This is a genomic window from Mycobacterium sp. GA-0227b (assembly GCF_001499855.1).
Lineage (GTDB): Bacteria > Actinomycetota > Actinomycetes > Mycobacteriales > Mycobacteriaceae > Mycobacterium.
The window spans coordinates 158208-172007 of record NZ_LQIK01000029.1; the positions used below are offsets into that span (position 1 = coordinate 158208).

The following is a 13800-nucleotide window of genomic DNA, read 5'->3' on the forward strand; positions in this document are numbered from 1 at the left end:
AAGACTTAGCCCTGTGTCCAATCGTCCCACTGGGGCACCCGCGGTAAGCAAAGTGGTCGGTAACGCTCTATGATCTTTCGCCTTGTCTGGATGCACGCCGTAGCCGACAGACGACAGGTGCCCAGACGGCGTCGTCAGAGGTGAGCCGCGATGGTCAAGGTCACGGCAGGACGGTGCGCATCAACATCACGTTGTACGCCGACCACAACGACAGGTTGTAATACAGCTCCTTGCCGGTCGACCACGGATGCAGGAACGGCGCATAGATTCCGCCGGGAATCTCAGCGGAGCGCACCAGCAACTGCTCGGGCCCCCACGGCCCCTGCGGGGCGGGCGCCGTCCGCGCGACGACATCGTTGGCGCCGTTGCAGTACACCACCAGGTACTGCTTGAGATAGCTGTTGAACTGGGCGGACATTTCCCCCACCGGGCCGGGGATCACCGACGTGGCCGCACCGGGATCCCTTGGCACCCAAGCGTTCTGCTCGGCGTTCCAGTACTCGTATCGATTGGGGTCGGGTACCGCCCCCTGCGGAACGCGTGACACGTACGCGGCACCGCCGCGACCGGCCGGTGTCCCGAACATATAGAGGTAGGGGTCGCCCGGGCCGGGTCGAAGAAACGCGGCCTGTTGGAAGTTCTCGTTACCGCGGACATACGCCGCCCCTTCGACGCCGCCCTCGCGAGGTGTGCGCACGCTGCCGGGGTAGACACCCCAACGCTCGCCGTTATCTGGAGAGACCGCGATGGCCGAGAAGTTCGTCGTCCACCGCCCGTCGCTGTCCCAGCTCTTGATGGACATGAAATTCACGTACTGCTTGCCGCCGACGGCGACACCCGCGGTCGGGATGATGCCCTTCTCGCTGTCCGCCCACTTGGTGCTGTTGATGATCTGCTTGGAGAGACCCGGCGCCCACAGCGGCGAACCGGAGTACCGGTTGGCGAGCACGCCGTCGGGTATTGCGATCGTCTTGGAGAGTGCGCCGTCCTGGGTACGGAAAAGCGTGTTGTACCGCCACTGCTGACCGCGCACGCTGCAGTAGCCGTAGGTGTCGCCGAAGGCCATCAGCACCTGGCGATTGCCGGGATCGCCGTTGTCCCACATGATCCCGAGGTCGGTGCCGGTGATCGCGAACCGCCCGACGGTGTTGTTCGGGCTCTCCGGGCCGGTCACCCAGCCCACTAGCGTCGTGCCCGGCGGAGCAGGTGGTGGGGGCGGTGTCGGGGCTGTGGCGGCCGGAACCTGTTGGGCCGCAGGTTGGTCGGCGCTCGGCGGGGGCGGGCTCGGCCGCACGTCTGCCTGCTGCTCCACGGTCGCCGAACGGGGCGACAGCGAGTTGAGGATCTCTGCGGGCAGCCGTCCGAGGCGAGGCGAGGGCGCCTCCTCGTTGGTGCCACGCGGCCGGTGGCCGACCGGTGGCCCGCCCGGCAGCGCAGGCGTCGCTTCGGTGTTCGGTGCCGCGGGTGGTTGTGCGGCCGCCGCGGCGCCGGTGCAGGGTTCGGCCGTCGCCGGCGCGGCCACGCCCAGCACGAAGCTCAACCCGATCACGGCTGTCGATGCCACCGACATGGAGGCGATTCGCGGACGCGGCGACATGTCACACCTTTCTGAAGGCGGACGTCAGGCAGACGTCTGCGATGGCGGATGTGACGTTAGTGAATAAAGTGACTCTTGTGATCTTCGTTCACGGATGGGTATCCATCCGTGACCGTGTCGCAACCTGCGGCTTCGACGCAGCTGCGCGCGGTGTGCTTACCGGTCGCGCGGGGTATCAAAAGCGGCATGACCTCCGCGGCGAAGGCGCAGACCAGCGATTCGGACGAGTCGACCGGAGGCAAGCTCAAACGGCGCATCACCGGCCCGCTGCTGTTCCTGTTCATCCTCGGCGACGTGCTCGGTGCCGGCATCTACGCGCTGATGGGAGTGTTGGCCGAGGACGTGGGCGGGGTGCTGTGGGCGCCGCTGCTCGTGGCGCTGTTGCTCGCGCTGCTCACGGCCGGTTCCTACGCCGAACTCGTGACCAAGTATCCCAAGGCCGGTGGCGCAGCGGTGTTCGCAGAGCGCGCGTTCGGTCGACCCGCGCTGTCGTTCCTGATGGGGTTCTGCATGCTCGCCGCGGGCGTGACCAGTGCGGCCGGCTTGGCGTTGGCCTTTGCCGGTGACTACCTCGCGACGTTCGTCGACATTCCGGCCGTGCCTGCGGCGATCGCGTTTCTTGCGCTGATCGCCTGCCTCAACGCACGGGGCATCAGCGAGTCGGTCAAGAGCAACGTGGTCATGACGGTGATCGAGTTGACCGGTCTGCTGATCGTCGTCATCGCGGTCTCGGTCATGGTCGGCGCCGGCCGCGGCGACGTCGGCAGGATCAGCCAGTTCCCCGACGGCGCGACGCCGGCGCTGGCGATCCTCAGCGCGGCGATCGTCGCGTACTACTCCTTCGTCGGCTTCGAGACCTCGGCCAACGTCGCCGAGGAGATCCGCAACCCGAGCAAGGTGTACCCAGCCGCGCTGTTCAGCGCGCTCATCACCGCCGGCGTCCTCTACGCACTGGTCGGGCTGGCGAGCGCGACGGCATTGCCAGCCGATGAGCTGTCGAAGTCCTCGGGACCGTTGCTCGAAGTGGTGCAGGCGGCGGGCGTGGGCGTACCCGACTGGTTCTTCAGCGCGGTCGCGCTCGTCGCAGTAGCCAACGGCGCGCTGCTCACGATGATCATGGCGAGCAGGCTCACCTACGGCATGGCAGAGCACGGCCTGCTGCCCAGCGTGCTCGCTCGCGTGCTGCCGCGCCGGCGCACCCCGTGGACGGCGATCGTGGCGACGACCGCGGTCGCGATGTTGCTCAGCCTGATCGGCGATCTGTCCACGCTCGCCGAGACGGTGGTCCTGCTGTTGTTGGTCGTTTTCATCTCGACGAACGTGGCGGTGCTGGTACTGCGCCGAGACCGGGTCGAGCATCCGCACTTTCAGGTGTGGACGGCGGTGCCGGTGCTCGGCGTGGCGTCCTGCGTGCTGCTGCTGACCCAACAGACCGCGAAGGTGTGGCTCTACGGCGCGATCCTGGTGGCGGTGGGCGCGGTGCTTCATCTGGCGGCCCGCGCGGCGACGCGACGCTGACGACGAAGCTGACGACAAGGAAGAACTGCGTTCGCGCGCATTGGGTTACACCGGTGCATTACGTTCGCGGTCAACAGCTATCAAAGGGGTGGGCGAGTTGATCATCCGGACGACGGCCGTCCTGACAGTTCTGGTTTGTCTTTTCGGCTATGGCAGTGGACGGGCGTCAGCGTTCCCCGGGGGCGACGCCGCGGGCGCGCTGATGATCGGCGGGGTGAACCGCACGTATCAGGTGCACGCCCCGCCCGGGCTCGATCGTCCGGCCGGACTCGTGCTCAACTTGCACGGCGCCGGGATGACCGGACCCGCGCAGGCCGCGGCGACCAACTACAACGCGATCGCCGATCAGTACGGCTTCGTCGTGGCCTATCCCGATGGCGTCGATCTCAGCTGGGCCGATGGGCGCGGCGCCTCCATTCCCGACCGACAAGGCGTCGACGACGTGGGTTTCCTTGTCGCGCTTGTAGATCGACTCCGTCAGGAGTACGGCGTCGAACCCGGCCGCGTGTTCGCCACCGGGACGTCGGCGGGCGCCTTCATGGCTTCGCGGCTGGCGTGCGAACGCGCCGACGTCTTCGCCGCCGTGGCACCCGTCGCAGGCACGTTGGCAGCGGGATTCCCGTGCGCGCCGTCGCAACCGGTTTCCGTGCTGGCGGTGCACGGAACGGCGGACCCCGTCGTGCCGTTCGGGGGTGGACCGATGGTCGGCCGTGGGGGACCCAGCGAGATCGTCGCGGCGCCGGCGATGGCGCAGCGGTGGCGCGAGGTGAACGGTTGCCCACCGCCGGTCGACGAAGTACAGGGAAACGTTCACCGGTTCACGGCCGCCGGTTGCGCGGGTGGAGCCGAGGTGGTGTTCGTGCAGATCGACGGAGGTGCCCACGTCTGGCCGGGTGGTCCATTCGCCCCGTTCGACGCGTCGCAGTCCACCGGCCAGTTCTTCGCCTCCCACGGCAGGTGAACGAACGCCTTCAGCAGGTCAGCAGCAGACAGCCGGCGATCGGTCCACCGCCGGCCGCGGCGACGGCAACCTCGGGACGGCGCGCCAGTTGCCGCTCACCGGCCTGCCCGCGAAGCTGCAGACACGCCTCGTGCAGCAGCCAGTAACCGTGCATGCGGCCCGCTGACAGTTGACCTCCGTAGGTGTTGAGGGGCAGTGTCCCGTCGAGCGCGATCCGGGACGCCCCTTCGACGAACGGGCCCGCCTCGCCCTCCCCGCACAGCCGTAGCGCTTCCAGCCAAGCGAACGTGAGAAAAGTGAATCCGTCGTAGAGCTCGGCCACGTCGACGTCGGACGGTGTCAAGTCGGTGCGTGACCACATCTCGTCCGCGGCTTCGGCGGACGCCATCTTCGGAAAGTCGTCGCGGTGAAACCAGCCACCTGAACCATAAGCTCCGCCAACCGCTTGCACGCCCACTGCAGGGTTTGGGCAGTCCCGCGCGAAGTCGGCATGGGAGATCACGAACGCGATCGATCCGTCGACCGGCACGTCGCAGTCGAACAGCCCGAACGGAGTGGACACCGACCGCGACGCCAGATAGTCATCCATCGTCATCGGATCTCGGTAAACGGCAAGCGGATTGAGCCCGGCATTGCGTCTACTGTTGATCGCCAGCCAGCCCAGCTGTTCCTTAGTCGTCCCATACAGCTCCATGTGCCGCCTGCAGTGCAGTGCCAGCCAGTTCGCCGCCGAGTAGGCGTGCGCGGCCAGCAACTCATCGATGTCGTCGAACGGCCCGAGTTTTCGCCGCGCGCCGGCTCTGCGTGGCTCGACGGGCGGGTTGGCCAGTGGATTGGGCTCGGAAGTCGGCGAAGGTTGCGTCATCGTCCCGCCGAGCATATGCACGGTCCGGTAGACCAGCACATGCCGGGCGCGCCGCTCGGATACCGCCAACATCGCCGACATCACCGGAGTGAGCACACCACCGGTGGCAAACCCATAGCCTTGATCGGCGGCCCGATTGCCAAGCGCCGCAACGACGTCGGCCACCGGTGTGTCGCCGAATGTGACGACTCCGTCGATATCGTCGGCGGTCAGGCCGGCATCGGCGATGGCGGCCCGGACCGCCTCCATCGTCAGATCCAAACCGGGGATCCCGGTGCGCCTTCCGATCCGGGAGATGCCGAGGCCGCTGAAAATCGCGTCTTTCTCGAAGCTGCTCAACCCGCCACCGCCCCGTCGTCTCGCTTGGACTTCCGCGGCGCGGAAATCTGTCTGTGACACCAATCAGTGCAGACTGTACTTTTCAACCATGCCTGATGAGGCGCGTCCCGGTGGGCAACTGCTGATCACTCGATGCGAGCCCTGCGAGCGGTGGGTGTCGCCGCCGGCCGCAGACTGCCCCGACTGCGGGGCGGAGCTCGTCTCGTGTCCGGTGTCGGGCCGCGGCACGGTGTTCACCTATACCGTCAACCACCAGCCGTTCAATCCCGCCATCCCCGTGCCCTATGTCATCGCGATCGTGGAACTCGACGAGCAGCCTGATCTGCGTATCGCGACGAACATCGTGGACTGCGAACCGGATTCGGTCCGCGTCGGCCTGCCGGTCGAGATGCGGTTCCAACACCGCTTTGACGGCGAAGGTTTCGCTCCCGTGTTCGCTCCGCGGGAGTGAGTTGGCTGTGACGGCGGCCTACGCGCCCCGCTTGAGGTGAGGCACCGGCGCGGTCTCGCCCACCTGCTCGCGAAGTCGGCGAAGCGCCTGCGCGAGCAGTCGCGAGACATGCATCTGCGAATAGCCCATGCGTTCGGCGATCTGGGTCTGCGTCATGCTTTCGAAGAACCGCAGCACCAACACCTTCTTCTCGCGCTCGGGTAACGCGGCGATCAGCGGTCGTACGGTCTCGAGGTCGACCACCTTGTCGATGTTGGGATCGATGTCGCCCAGGGTGTCACCCACGGAGCGGTACTCGTCGTCGGCCGAGGTCTGGATGTCGGTCGACAAGGTCGAGTAGTTGCTGCTGGCGATCGTTGCTTCCATCACCGCTTCGCGTTCGATACCGAGATGCCGGGCAACTTCTGACGGGGTCGGCGCGCGCCCGACCTGCTGTGACAGCTCGGCGCGCACCTTCACCAGTTGACCCTGCAGATCCTTGAGCCGCCGCGGCACCTTCACCGCCCAGCCGTAGTCACGGAAGTGGCGACGCACCTCGCCCATGATCGTGGGGATCGCGAAGGACAGGAAATCGGCGCCGTTCTCGGGGTCGAAACGGTTGACCGCGTTCACCAACCCGACGCGCGCCGCCTGCACCAAGTCGTCGATCGGCTCACCGCGATTGCGGTATCGACGTGCGACGTGGTCGGCGAGGGGCAGAGTCCGTTCGACAATCGCCTCTCGTTGACGCCGGTAGGCGACGGATTCCTCGTCGAGCGCCTTGAGGCGGTGGAACATGCCCGTCACGTCCGCGTATTCGGATCTCGGCTCTGACACCACGCAGGCTCCTTACTTGCGACCTTTTCGTACTGGTCACAGGACTCGGATCTGAACCTGCGGTTGAAGCGGTTTACCCGTTCGGACGGTGTGGCGAAACATCGCCGACGCGACCTCGACAGGTCCGCGCGCCGTCAAACTGCGAGTCTCACCGCTTGCTCGTTGCCGGGACAGGCATCGCGTGCCGGCCGTACGGGCGCTGTTGCCGTCCCAGCCGCGCGGGCGCGCTGACCAGCGGGCTGTCCCAGATCGCGCCCGTCAATACCGCGGCACCCAGGGCCGTCAGCCCAGCCATCGCGATCAACGTGTCGGCATCCATGGCCCCAGGCATACCCACCGACGGCCGTTTAGCAACGCCGATCGTCGAATCGCGCTCTCGGCCGTCACCGGCACGGCGGGCAAGCTACGTGCCGGACCTCGCGCCCGGCGGCCGTCGCCTGCTGCTGTTCGCTCTCCAAGGAAATGCTTGCGGGCGGTGACGTCACGCTCGCGCGATGTTCTCGACGATGATCTCGCAGGCGGTCTCGTAGAACGCGCTGATGAGCGTCGAAAAAGACAACTCGAAGGGGTAGATCATGTGCACGTCGAGCGGATCGAGGTGCCAGTCGGACAGCACCGGCACGATGCTGCCGTCGCGCAACTCGTTGGTGCAGATGATCTGGGTGGGCATCGCACCGACGCCGAGCCCCTGCAAGATGTACTGCTTGCACACTTGAAAGTTGTTTGCACGCGCGCGGACTGGTGGTGTCAGTTCGCATCGCCCATGCTGGCCGGTGACCGCAAGCCGGCGAGGCCCGCCGAATCCGAAGTCGATGAACGGAAGGGCGTTCAACTGCGCCGGATCGGTGATCGGCACGGATAGGCCTGCGACGAATTGCGGTGAAGCGCAGAGGAACAGCTCGAGGCTGAACACCTTGCGGGCGATCAGCGTGGAGTCCTGCAGCGGGCCGGTGCTGAACACCACGTCGAACCCGTCCCGGATCGGGTCGACCATGCTGTCGACCAACCGGATGTCCAACCGCGAGTTCGGATAGTGCCGCAGAAACGCCGCACCGACCCGCGACGCGTAATCGATGCCGACGAAGACCGGGATCGCCACCCGCAACTCCCCGCGGGGTTCCTGTCGGCTGCCCTCCACGAGCGCGCGGACACCGTTGGCCTCGGCCAGGATGTTGACCGCGTGGCCGTACACCTTCTCGCCGAGATCGGTGACGGTGAGCTGGTGGGTGTTCTTGCGCAGCAACTTGATGCCGAGGTCGGACTCCAACTTGGCCAGCTTGCGGCTGACCGTCGACTTCGGCATACCGAGCAGTGCCGCGGCCTTCGATAGGCTTCGGTTCTCCACGACCTTGCCGAAGATCAGCAGCGCGTCCACGTCGAACGGCAGGTTCTGCTCCACTGCGTTTACGCATCCTCTCGATCGCCGCTGTTCCAAATATGCAACAGGGTGTTGCATGGCCGGGTCTGTTTCGGCCATTTCGGCGGCGGTACCTTCGGCCTACCGTCTTCAGCCCGACGGAGGAGAGCCCGTGAGCCACGACAGCCTGGTGACGAAGCCCGCGAGCGGGCACTGGACCGACGCCCACCCCGAACTCGGTCGCGGCCCGGTGTCGCTCGAGGACTGCGTTTCGGAGGCCTTCTACGAGAAGGAACGCGAGCACGTCTTTCGAAAGACGTGGCTCTACGTCGGGCGGGTGGAGCGGGTGCCCAAGTCCGGCAGCTACTTCACCCGCGAGCTGACGTTCCTGAACACTTCGGTGATCGTCGTGCGGGGCAAGGATGACGTGATCAGGGCGTTCCACAACATCTGTCCACACCGGGGCAACAAGATGTTGTGGGAGGACGACCCCTTCGAGGAGGTCGAGGGCCGCGCGCCGCTGCTGTACTGCCGCTTCCACGGCTGGCGCTACAAGTTGGACGGCTCGCTACACTCGGCGACCCGCAAGGACCTGCTGCTCGACTTCGACACCGACAGTTGCCGCGTGCCCGCCATCCAGTGCGAGGTATGGGAGGGCTTCATCTTCGTCAACCTCAATCCAGACAACACCGAACCGCTTCGCTCGTTCCTCGGTGAGCTGGCGCACGGAATCGAGGGGTATCCGTTCGCCGGACCTCACCAGGTCTACAAGTTCAAGGTCGAATTGCAGTGCAACTGGAAGATTTTCGTCGACGGCTTCGCTGAGAGCTACCACGGCCCGTATCTGCACGCGTCCTCGTTCGGCAACCTCACCGCGGAGGCCAAGGAGGCGCTCGACAAGCCGAACCCGTTCACCGATGCCCTGGCATACCAGCTCAAGGGGCCGCATCGGATGTTCTCCTTCTCCGGTGAGCCATCGCGAAAGACGCCGTACTCCAAGCCGATCGAATGTCTGATGGAAGCCAGCGCGGCCGGCCCGTGGAACAAGCGCACCGACCGCGGGCCGCTTCCAGCCGGGCTGAACCCGACACGATCGGAGAAATACGGGTTCGATTCGTTTCAATTCTTCCCGAATTTCGTGCTGATCTTCGGGGCGTCCGGCTTCACGGTCCACACGCACTGGCCGACTGGGCCGCACTCGCACATCTTCGAGACCGAGATGTACTACCAACCGCCGACGACGCACAAGGAGCGGCTCGGCCAGGAGCTGACCGTCACCTTCCTCAACGACATCATCCTCGAAGACGCCAGCCCGTCCGAAGGCCTGCAGGCCATGTTGAACAGCGGTGTGCTCACCCACTTCACGATGAATGACGAGGAGATCCTGCTGCGCCATCTGCACAAGGTGGTTGCCGACTACGTAGAGGACGGCGAGAAGCGTGTCAGCGAAAAGGTGGCGGTACAGCGATGAACGCAGTTCTGCCACCGGAGTTTTCGCATCTCGAACACCTGGTGCCCGAATGGGCAATCGAGGACGGTCATGAGCGCTATGTGAAGCGCGTCAACAGTTCCATGGAACAGATCCGCGCCTTCTATGACGAGATCTTTCCGTACGGCGAGGAAGCACTGGCCTACATCGACAAGTTCGACTACTCCGAGCCGCTACCCGAGGACGTCGCGAACCTGCGCAACCTGCTCTATTCGCTGATCACCGTCTCGCTTGCGGTCGAGCTGTGGAACCAACCGCGAGTCAAACATTCGGCCCACACAATTCTGACGAGAGTAAGCTGAGCCGCCGTGAGCCTGACCTCCGCACGACTGGACATCGTCGACCTGACGCCGCGGATCGGCAGCGAGATCAGAACCGACCTCGACACACTGCTGAGCGGTCGGGAGGCCGAAAACATCCGCGCCACATTGGAACAACGCGGGGTGGTGTTCTTTCGCGGTCTGCACATCAGCGACGAACAGCAGGTCGCGATCGCCAGAACGCTGGGCACCGTCGTCGGCAATGAGGGCGAGGACGGGATCTACAAGATCTCGCTCGACGAGAACATCAACCAGCGCGCGAAGTACCTCAAAGGTTCGTTGTTCTGGCACTTCGACGGATCGCTGCAGCCCTATCCGAACCTGGCGACGCTGCTGCGGGCGGTGCAACTCTCCGACACCGGGGGCGAAACGGAGTTCTGCAACACCTACGCGGCCTACGACGATTTGCCGCAGTCCGACAAGGATCTCATCGCCGACCTTCGTGTGATGCACAGCGCCGAGCGGTCGCAGCACTACGTGACGCCCGAGATGAGCTACGAAGAGATCGCCTTCTGGCAGAAGTCCCCGACCAAGGCGTGTCCCATCGTGTGGACACATCAGTCCGGACGTAAGTCCCTCCTGCTCGGGGCGACCGCCGACTACGTGGTCGGGATGTCGGCCGAGGAGAGCCGGGCACTGCTTGCGCGGCTGCGTGATTGGGCCACCCAACCGCAGTATGTCTACCGGCACGAGTGGGAGGTCGGCGACCTGCTCATCTGGGACAACACCGGGACCATGCATCGTGCGCTGCCCTATGCCGTCGACAGCGGGCGCCTCATGCACCGGACGATCCTGGCGGGCGAAGAGCCGCTGAATTGAAACTCGGCATCGCGACACCCGTCGTCACCAATGTCGCCGGTGCGGCACTCACCTGGGAGAAGGACGCCACGGTCGCCGACATCGGCCGGGTGGCCGAAGCGGCGGACAGGCTCGGCTACCACCACCTGACCTGCAGCGAGCACATCGGCATTCCGGCGTCCGAAGCCGGGCGACGCGGCGCGCGGTACTGGGACCCGCTGGCCACGCTCGGATACGTGGCGGCCCGAACCGAACGCATCCGGCTGGTAACGATGACGCTGGTGTTGGGGTACCACCACCCATTGGCGATCGTAAAGCGGTACGGCACACTGGATCACGTCAGCAGCGGCCGTGTCACGCTCGGCGTCGGCGTTGGCTCGCTCAAGGAAGAGTTCGACCTTCTCGGTGCTCCGTTCGATGACCGTGGTCCGCGGGCCGACGATGCGCTGAAAGCGTTGCGGGCGACGCTGTCGAGCAACGAGCCGTCCTACGACGGTGAGTACTACTCGTTCGGCGGCCTCATCGTCGACCCTTGCGCGCTGCAGCCCCACATGCCGATCTGGGTCGGTGGCCGGACCAAACGCTCGCTGCGGCGCGCACTCACGCTCGCCGACGGGTGGTGCCCGTTCGGCATCGCGGTCGCCACCGCGGGCGAATGGCTGCGTGCGCGCGAGGTGCCGCCCGGCTTCGAGGTCGTGCTGCCCGCCGACCACCCGCTCGACCCGGTCGGCGAACCCGGCTCGACCAGGGACACGTTGCGTGCGATGGCGGCCGCCGGCACGACCGTGGTGTCCGCCCGGTTCGTCCATCACTCGGTCGAGCACTACCTCGAGCAGATCCACGCGCTCGCTGAACTACACCACGAAGATGAAGGGTGACCATGGCCGAAGACCCCGGCTATCCGCTCCTGACCCCGCTGACGGCCGAGGAGTGGGGTGACGATGAGTACGCCGCCGTCGGCGCGCTGATGGGAATACCTGGCGGGGACGTACCGCGGGCCGGCTCGGGAGATGCCAGGGATCCGCTGAACTTCGACATCATCGGCGTCCTGGCGCGCCATCCGAAGATGGCGCGGAAGTTCCTCGGCTACAACGCGTTTCTGTTGCAGCAGGGTGAACTACCGCTGCGCCTGCGGGAACTCGCAGTGCTGCGGTTGGCCTACGTCCGGCGCTCGTCGTTCTTCTGGGGCGAGCACGTGAAGATCGCCAAAGCCGGCGGCCTTTCGGACACCGACATCTCCCGGCTCACTCGGGGCAACGCCGAGTTCGACGGTGTCGACCGGTTGGTCCTCGAGGCGACCGACGAACTGCTCGCTCGAGGCCGGGCGACCCCCACGACGTGGCGGCGCATGGTCGACGAACTCGGCACCCACCAGGCGATGGAGCTGATCTTCGTCATCGGCACCTACGCGATGCTGGCGATGGCGTGCGATACCTGGCAGCTCACCGCACCGCCCGGCGGCGCGGCACTACCCGACTAGGCACCGTCCGCTTCCGGCGCCGGTTCGCTGTCGTCGGGCTGTGCGCGCCGCCGCCAGCTCCGCACGCCCCGGTGGGCGGCGAACGCACCGACGACGGCGGTCACACACCACACGGCGATCGCCACGTATGCCAGCGGCGAGGACAGGTCCGAGATCGACGCGCCCAGCGCGGTGTAGACGAACGCCCGCGGCACCGAACCGATGAACGCCCCGACGGCCATCTGCCACAAGGGAACTCCGAATGCGCCGAATGCGTAGGAGGCGAGCGCATCGGAGATGCCGGGCACGAAGCGCTGCCCGACGACGGCCCACAGTCCCCGCCGCGCGATGAGATCGTCGAGCCGGGTGGCCCGGTCGTCGCCGAGAAGCGCACGGGCACTGTCGCGTCCGGCGCGCCTGCCGAGCAGGCTGGTGATGACCGCGGTGCCGACCGTGGCGCCGAGCGTGACGAAGGTGCCCAGCACCGGACCGAACAGCACTCCGCTGGCGGCGGCCAGTATCGGACCCGGCACGAACACCGCACCCAGCAGGGCCGAGATCACGACGTACGCGAGCGGCGCCACCGGGCCGGTGGCCGCGACCGTGCTGCGGACGTGGTCGACGTCGACGACACCGGTGACGGCAACCAGATAGAACAACCCCAGCAGGAAGGCCGCGAACAGTACGAGTCGGAGGATGTGCCGCCGACGCGTGGCGGGCCCGTCGCTGATCGTCATGTCGAGGCAATCTTGCCGCATGTGCCCACGGGAAGACGTTCGCGAGCGCGCGCCCATGGCCGTCGCGACGGAATGGCACGCAAAATCATGGAATCTGCGGGCGCGGCATGTACCATTTGGTACATGATTACGGATGCCACGGTTGAGATCAACGCGCCGGCCGATGCCGTCTGGAAGGTGTTCAGTGACGTCGAGCGCTGGCCGGAGTGGACCGCCTCGGTGACCCGCCTGGTGGCGCTTGACAGTCCAGAGTTGCTCGTGGGCAACCGGTTCGAGATCAAACAACCACGCATGCCGAAGCTTGTCTGGGCCGTCACCGAGGTCTCGCCCGGCGAGTCGTGGACGTGGGTGCAACGCTCACCCGGCGGGCTGACCGTGGCGCAGCACCAAGTCCTCGCCGACTCCGGAACACGGACCCGCGTCCACCAACGGCTCGAACAGCGCGGTCCGGTCGGAGCGGTGGTCGGGCGACTGATGCGCTCGATGACGAGGCGCTACCTCGATCTCGAGGGCGCCGGCCTGAAAGCGCGGTGCGAGCATCTGCATCGGCTCGATGGCCCGACAGGCTGACCTCGAGCGTCGCCGGGAACTCCTCGACGCGCTGGTGACCGAGGTCGCGGTCCGCGGAATCGGCGGTCGGTCGCTTCGCGATCTCGCCGGGGCGGTCGGTACCAGTCACCGCATGCTGCTGCACCATTTCGTCTCGCGTGACGAACTGCTTGTGGCGATCGTCGGTGAGGTCGAGCGACGCCAGAGGGCGCTGATGCGGGAACTGCCGGCGGCGCCCGCAGACGCCATCGAGGCGATGTGGGCGAATCTGCGGCGGCCGGACCTGCGCTCGTTCGAGCGGCTCTTCTTCGAGTGCTATGCCCGCGGCGTGCAGGGCGAGCAACCGTTCGCCCGGATGTTGCCGGGTGCGGTCGACGACTGGCTCTCGGAGCAGCCGAACCGCGCGCCCGCAATGATGCGCCTCGGCCTGGCCGTTGTGCGCGGCCTGCTGCTGGACCTGGTCGCGACCGAGGATCTCGACGGCATCGACGCCGCGATCACCGCCTTCGCCGATCTAGTCCGCGCCGCCGACCGCGCTCGATGA

At 66.3% G+C, this 13800-nt stretch carries 16 protein-coding genes; 10 read left to right on the forward strand and 6 right to left on the reverse strand.

Translation table 11 applies throughout. The annotated features are described in order from the left end of the window. Positions 1-160 precede the first annotated feature (160 nt). Positions 161-1597: a glycoside hydrolase family 183 protein gene (locus tag AU185_RS16575; protein ID WP_156425553.1), complete on the reverse strand. Its 1437-nt coding sequence runs from the start codon at positions 1595-1597 to the stop codon at positions 161-163. Positions 1598-1783: 186 nt separating this feature from the next. On the opposite strand from AU185_RS16575, the gene AU185_RS16580 reads away from it, so the two are divergent. Both AU185_RS16580 and AU185_RS16585 read left to right on the forward strand, forming a co-directional pair. Further along, positions 1784-3115, forward strand: coding sequence for an APC family permease (locus AU185_RS16580; protein WP_059101148.1), 1332 nt, complete (start codon positions 1784-1786; stop codon positions 3113-3115). A gap of 88 nt (positions 3116-3203) precedes the next feature. Beyond that, positions 3204-4076 carry an extracellular catalytic domain type 1 short-chain-length polyhydroxyalkanoate depolymerase gene (locus AU185_RS16585; RefSeq protein WP_231740391.1) on the forward strand — a complete coding sequence of 291 codons (873 nt, stop codon included), beginning with the start codon at positions 3204-3206 and terminating at the stop codon, positions 4074-4076. 10 nt (positions 4077-4086) lie between these two features. Here the strand turns inward: AU185_RS16585 and AU185_RS16590 are convergent, their stop codons facing one another. Further along, on the reverse strand, positions 4087-5280 hold the full coding sequence (locus AU185_RS16590) for a thiolase family protein (RefSeq protein ID WP_059100995.1): 1194 nt from the start codon (positions 5278-5280) through the stop codon (positions 4087-4089). An 88-nt stretch (positions 5281-5368) separates the two neighbouring features. Between AU185_RS16590 and AU185_RS16595 the strand changes: the two genes are divergently transcribed. Next, positions 5369-5731 carry a Zn-ribbon domain-containing OB-fold protein gene (locus AU185_RS16595; RefSeq protein WP_059100994.1) on the forward strand — a complete coding sequence of 121 codons (363 nt, stop codon included), beginning with the start codon at positions 5369-5371 and terminating at the stop codon, positions 5729-5731. 18 nt (positions 5732-5749) lie between these two features. On the opposite strand, the gene AU185_RS16600 is transcribed toward AU185_RS16595, so the two are convergent. From AU185_RS16600 to AU185_RS16610, 3 genes are all read right to left on the reverse strand, one after another. Continuing rightward, the gene (locus AU185_RS16600) at positions 5750-6547 is read right to left on the reverse strand and encodes a SigB/SigF/SigG family RNA polymerase sigma factor (protein ID WP_059101146.1); all 798 of its coding nucleotides are present in this window, start codon (positions 6545-6547) and stop codon (positions 5750-5752) included. Between the two features lie 148 nt (positions 6548-6695). Then, positions 6696-6866, reverse strand: coding sequence for a hypothetical protein (locus AU185_RS16605; RefSeq protein ID WP_156425554.1), 171 nt, complete (start codon positions 6864-6866; stop codon positions 6696-6698). 162 nt (positions 6867-7028) lie between these two features. After that, positions 7029-7946 carry a LysR family transcriptional regulator gene (locus tag AU185_RS16610; RefSeq protein WP_059100992.1) on the reverse strand — a complete coding sequence of 306 codons (918 nt, stop codon included), beginning with the start codon at positions 7944-7946 and terminating at the stop codon, positions 7029-7031. Between the two features lie 130 nt (positions 7947-8076). Here AU185_RS16610 and AU185_RS16615 point away from each other — a divergent pair, with 130 nt between their 5' ends. From AU185_RS16615 to AU185_RS16635, 5 genes are read left to right on the forward strand one after another with little or no spacing between them, the layout of a single operon-like run. Beyond that, entirely contained in the window at positions 8077-9375 is a 1299-nt protein-coding gene (locus tag AU185_RS16615; protein WP_059100991.1) for an aromatic ring-hydroxylating oxygenase subunit alpha, read from the forward strand. Next, complete coding sequence (locus AU185_RS16620) at positions 9372-9695, forward strand: hypothetical protein (protein WP_059100990.1); 324 nt, start codon at positions 9372-9374, stop codon at positions 9693-9695. The genes AU185_RS16615 and AU185_RS16620 overlap by 4 nt, the downstream gene beginning before the upstream one ends. A gap of 6 nt (positions 9696-9701) precedes the next feature. After that, a complete protein-coding gene (locus AU185_RS16625; protein WP_059100989.1) occupies positions 9702-10532 on the forward strand; it encodes a TauD/TfdA dioxygenase family protein in 831 nt (276 codons plus the stop codon). After that, positions 10529-11389: a TIGR03619 family F420-dependent LLM class oxidoreductase gene (locus AU185_RS16630; RefSeq protein WP_059100988.1), complete on the forward strand. Its 861-nt coding sequence runs from the start codon at positions 10529-10531 to the stop codon at positions 11387-11389. The genes AU185_RS16625 and AU185_RS16630 overlap by 4 nt, the downstream gene beginning before the upstream one ends. Before the next feature lie 2 nt (positions 11390-11391). Next, positions 11392-11991 carry a carboxymuconolactone decarboxylase family protein gene (locus AU185_RS16635; protein WP_059100987.1) on the forward strand — a complete coding sequence of 200 codons (600 nt, stop codon included), beginning with the start codon at positions 11392-11394 and terminating at the stop codon, positions 11989-11991. Here AU185_RS16635 and AU185_RS16640 read toward each other — a convergent pair. Further along, on the reverse strand, positions 11988-12707 hold the full coding sequence (locus tag AU185_RS16640) for a TVP38/TMEM64 family protein (RefSeq protein WP_059100986.1): 720 nt from the start codon (positions 12705-12707) through the stop codon (positions 11988-11990). The two genes, AU185_RS16635 and AU185_RS16640, sit on opposite strands and share 4 nt — an antisense overlap. 123 nt (positions 12708-12830) lie before the next feature. Here AU185_RS16640 and AU185_RS16645 point away from each other — a divergent pair, with 123 nt between their 5' ends. Further along, on the forward strand, positions 12831-13277 hold the full coding sequence (locus AU185_RS16645; RefSeq protein WP_059100985.1) for an SRPBCC family protein: 447 nt from the start codon (positions 12831-12833) through the stop codon (positions 13275-13277). Beyond that, positions 13261-13800 carry a TetR family transcriptional regulator gene (locus AU185_RS16650; protein WP_059100984.1) on the forward strand — a complete coding sequence of 180 codons (540 nt, stop codon included), beginning with the start codon at positions 13261-13263 and terminating at the stop codon, positions 13798-13800. The genes AU185_RS16645 and AU185_RS16650 overlap by 17 nt, the downstream gene beginning before the upstream one ends.

Excerpts from the sequence above, each read along its gene's own strand:
- AU185_RS16605 (WP_156425554.1), bottom strand. The coding sequence starts at position 6,866 with ATGGATGCCGACACGTTGATCGCGATGGCTGGGCTGACGGCCCTGGGT.
- AU185_RS16595 (WP_059100994.1), top strand. The coding sequence starts at position 5,369 with ATGCCTGATGAGGCGCGTCCCGGTGGGCAACTGCTGATCACTCGATGC.
- AU185_RS16635 (WP_059100987.1), top strand. The coding sequence starts at position 11,392 with ATGGCCGAAGACCCCGGCTATCCGCTCCTGACCCCGCTGACGGCCGAG.
- AU185_RS16580 (WP_059101148.1), top strand. The coding sequence starts at position 1,784 with ATGACCTCCGCGGCGAAGGCGCAGACCAGCGATTCGGACGAGTCGACC.
- AU185_RS16645 (WP_059100985.1), top strand. The coding sequence starts at position 12,831 with ATGATTACGGATGCCACGGTTGAGATCAACGCGCCGGCCGATGCCGTC.
- AU185_RS16575 (WP_156425553.1), bottom strand. The coding sequence starts at position 1,597 with ATGTCGCCGCGTCCGCGAATCGCCTCCATGTCGGTGGCATCGACAGCC.
- AU185_RS16620 (WP_059100990.1), top strand. The coding sequence starts at position 9,372 with ATGAACGCAGTTCTGCCACCGGAGTTTTCGCATCTCGAACACCTGGTG.
- AU185_RS16640 (WP_059100986.1), bottom strand. The coding sequence starts at position 12,707 with ATGACGATCAGCGACGGGCCCGCCACGCGTCGGCGGCACATCCTCCGA.
- AU185_RS16650 (WP_059100984.1), top strand. The coding sequence starts at position 13,261 with ATGGCCCGACAGGCTGACCTCGAGCGTCGCCGGGAACTCCTCGACGCG.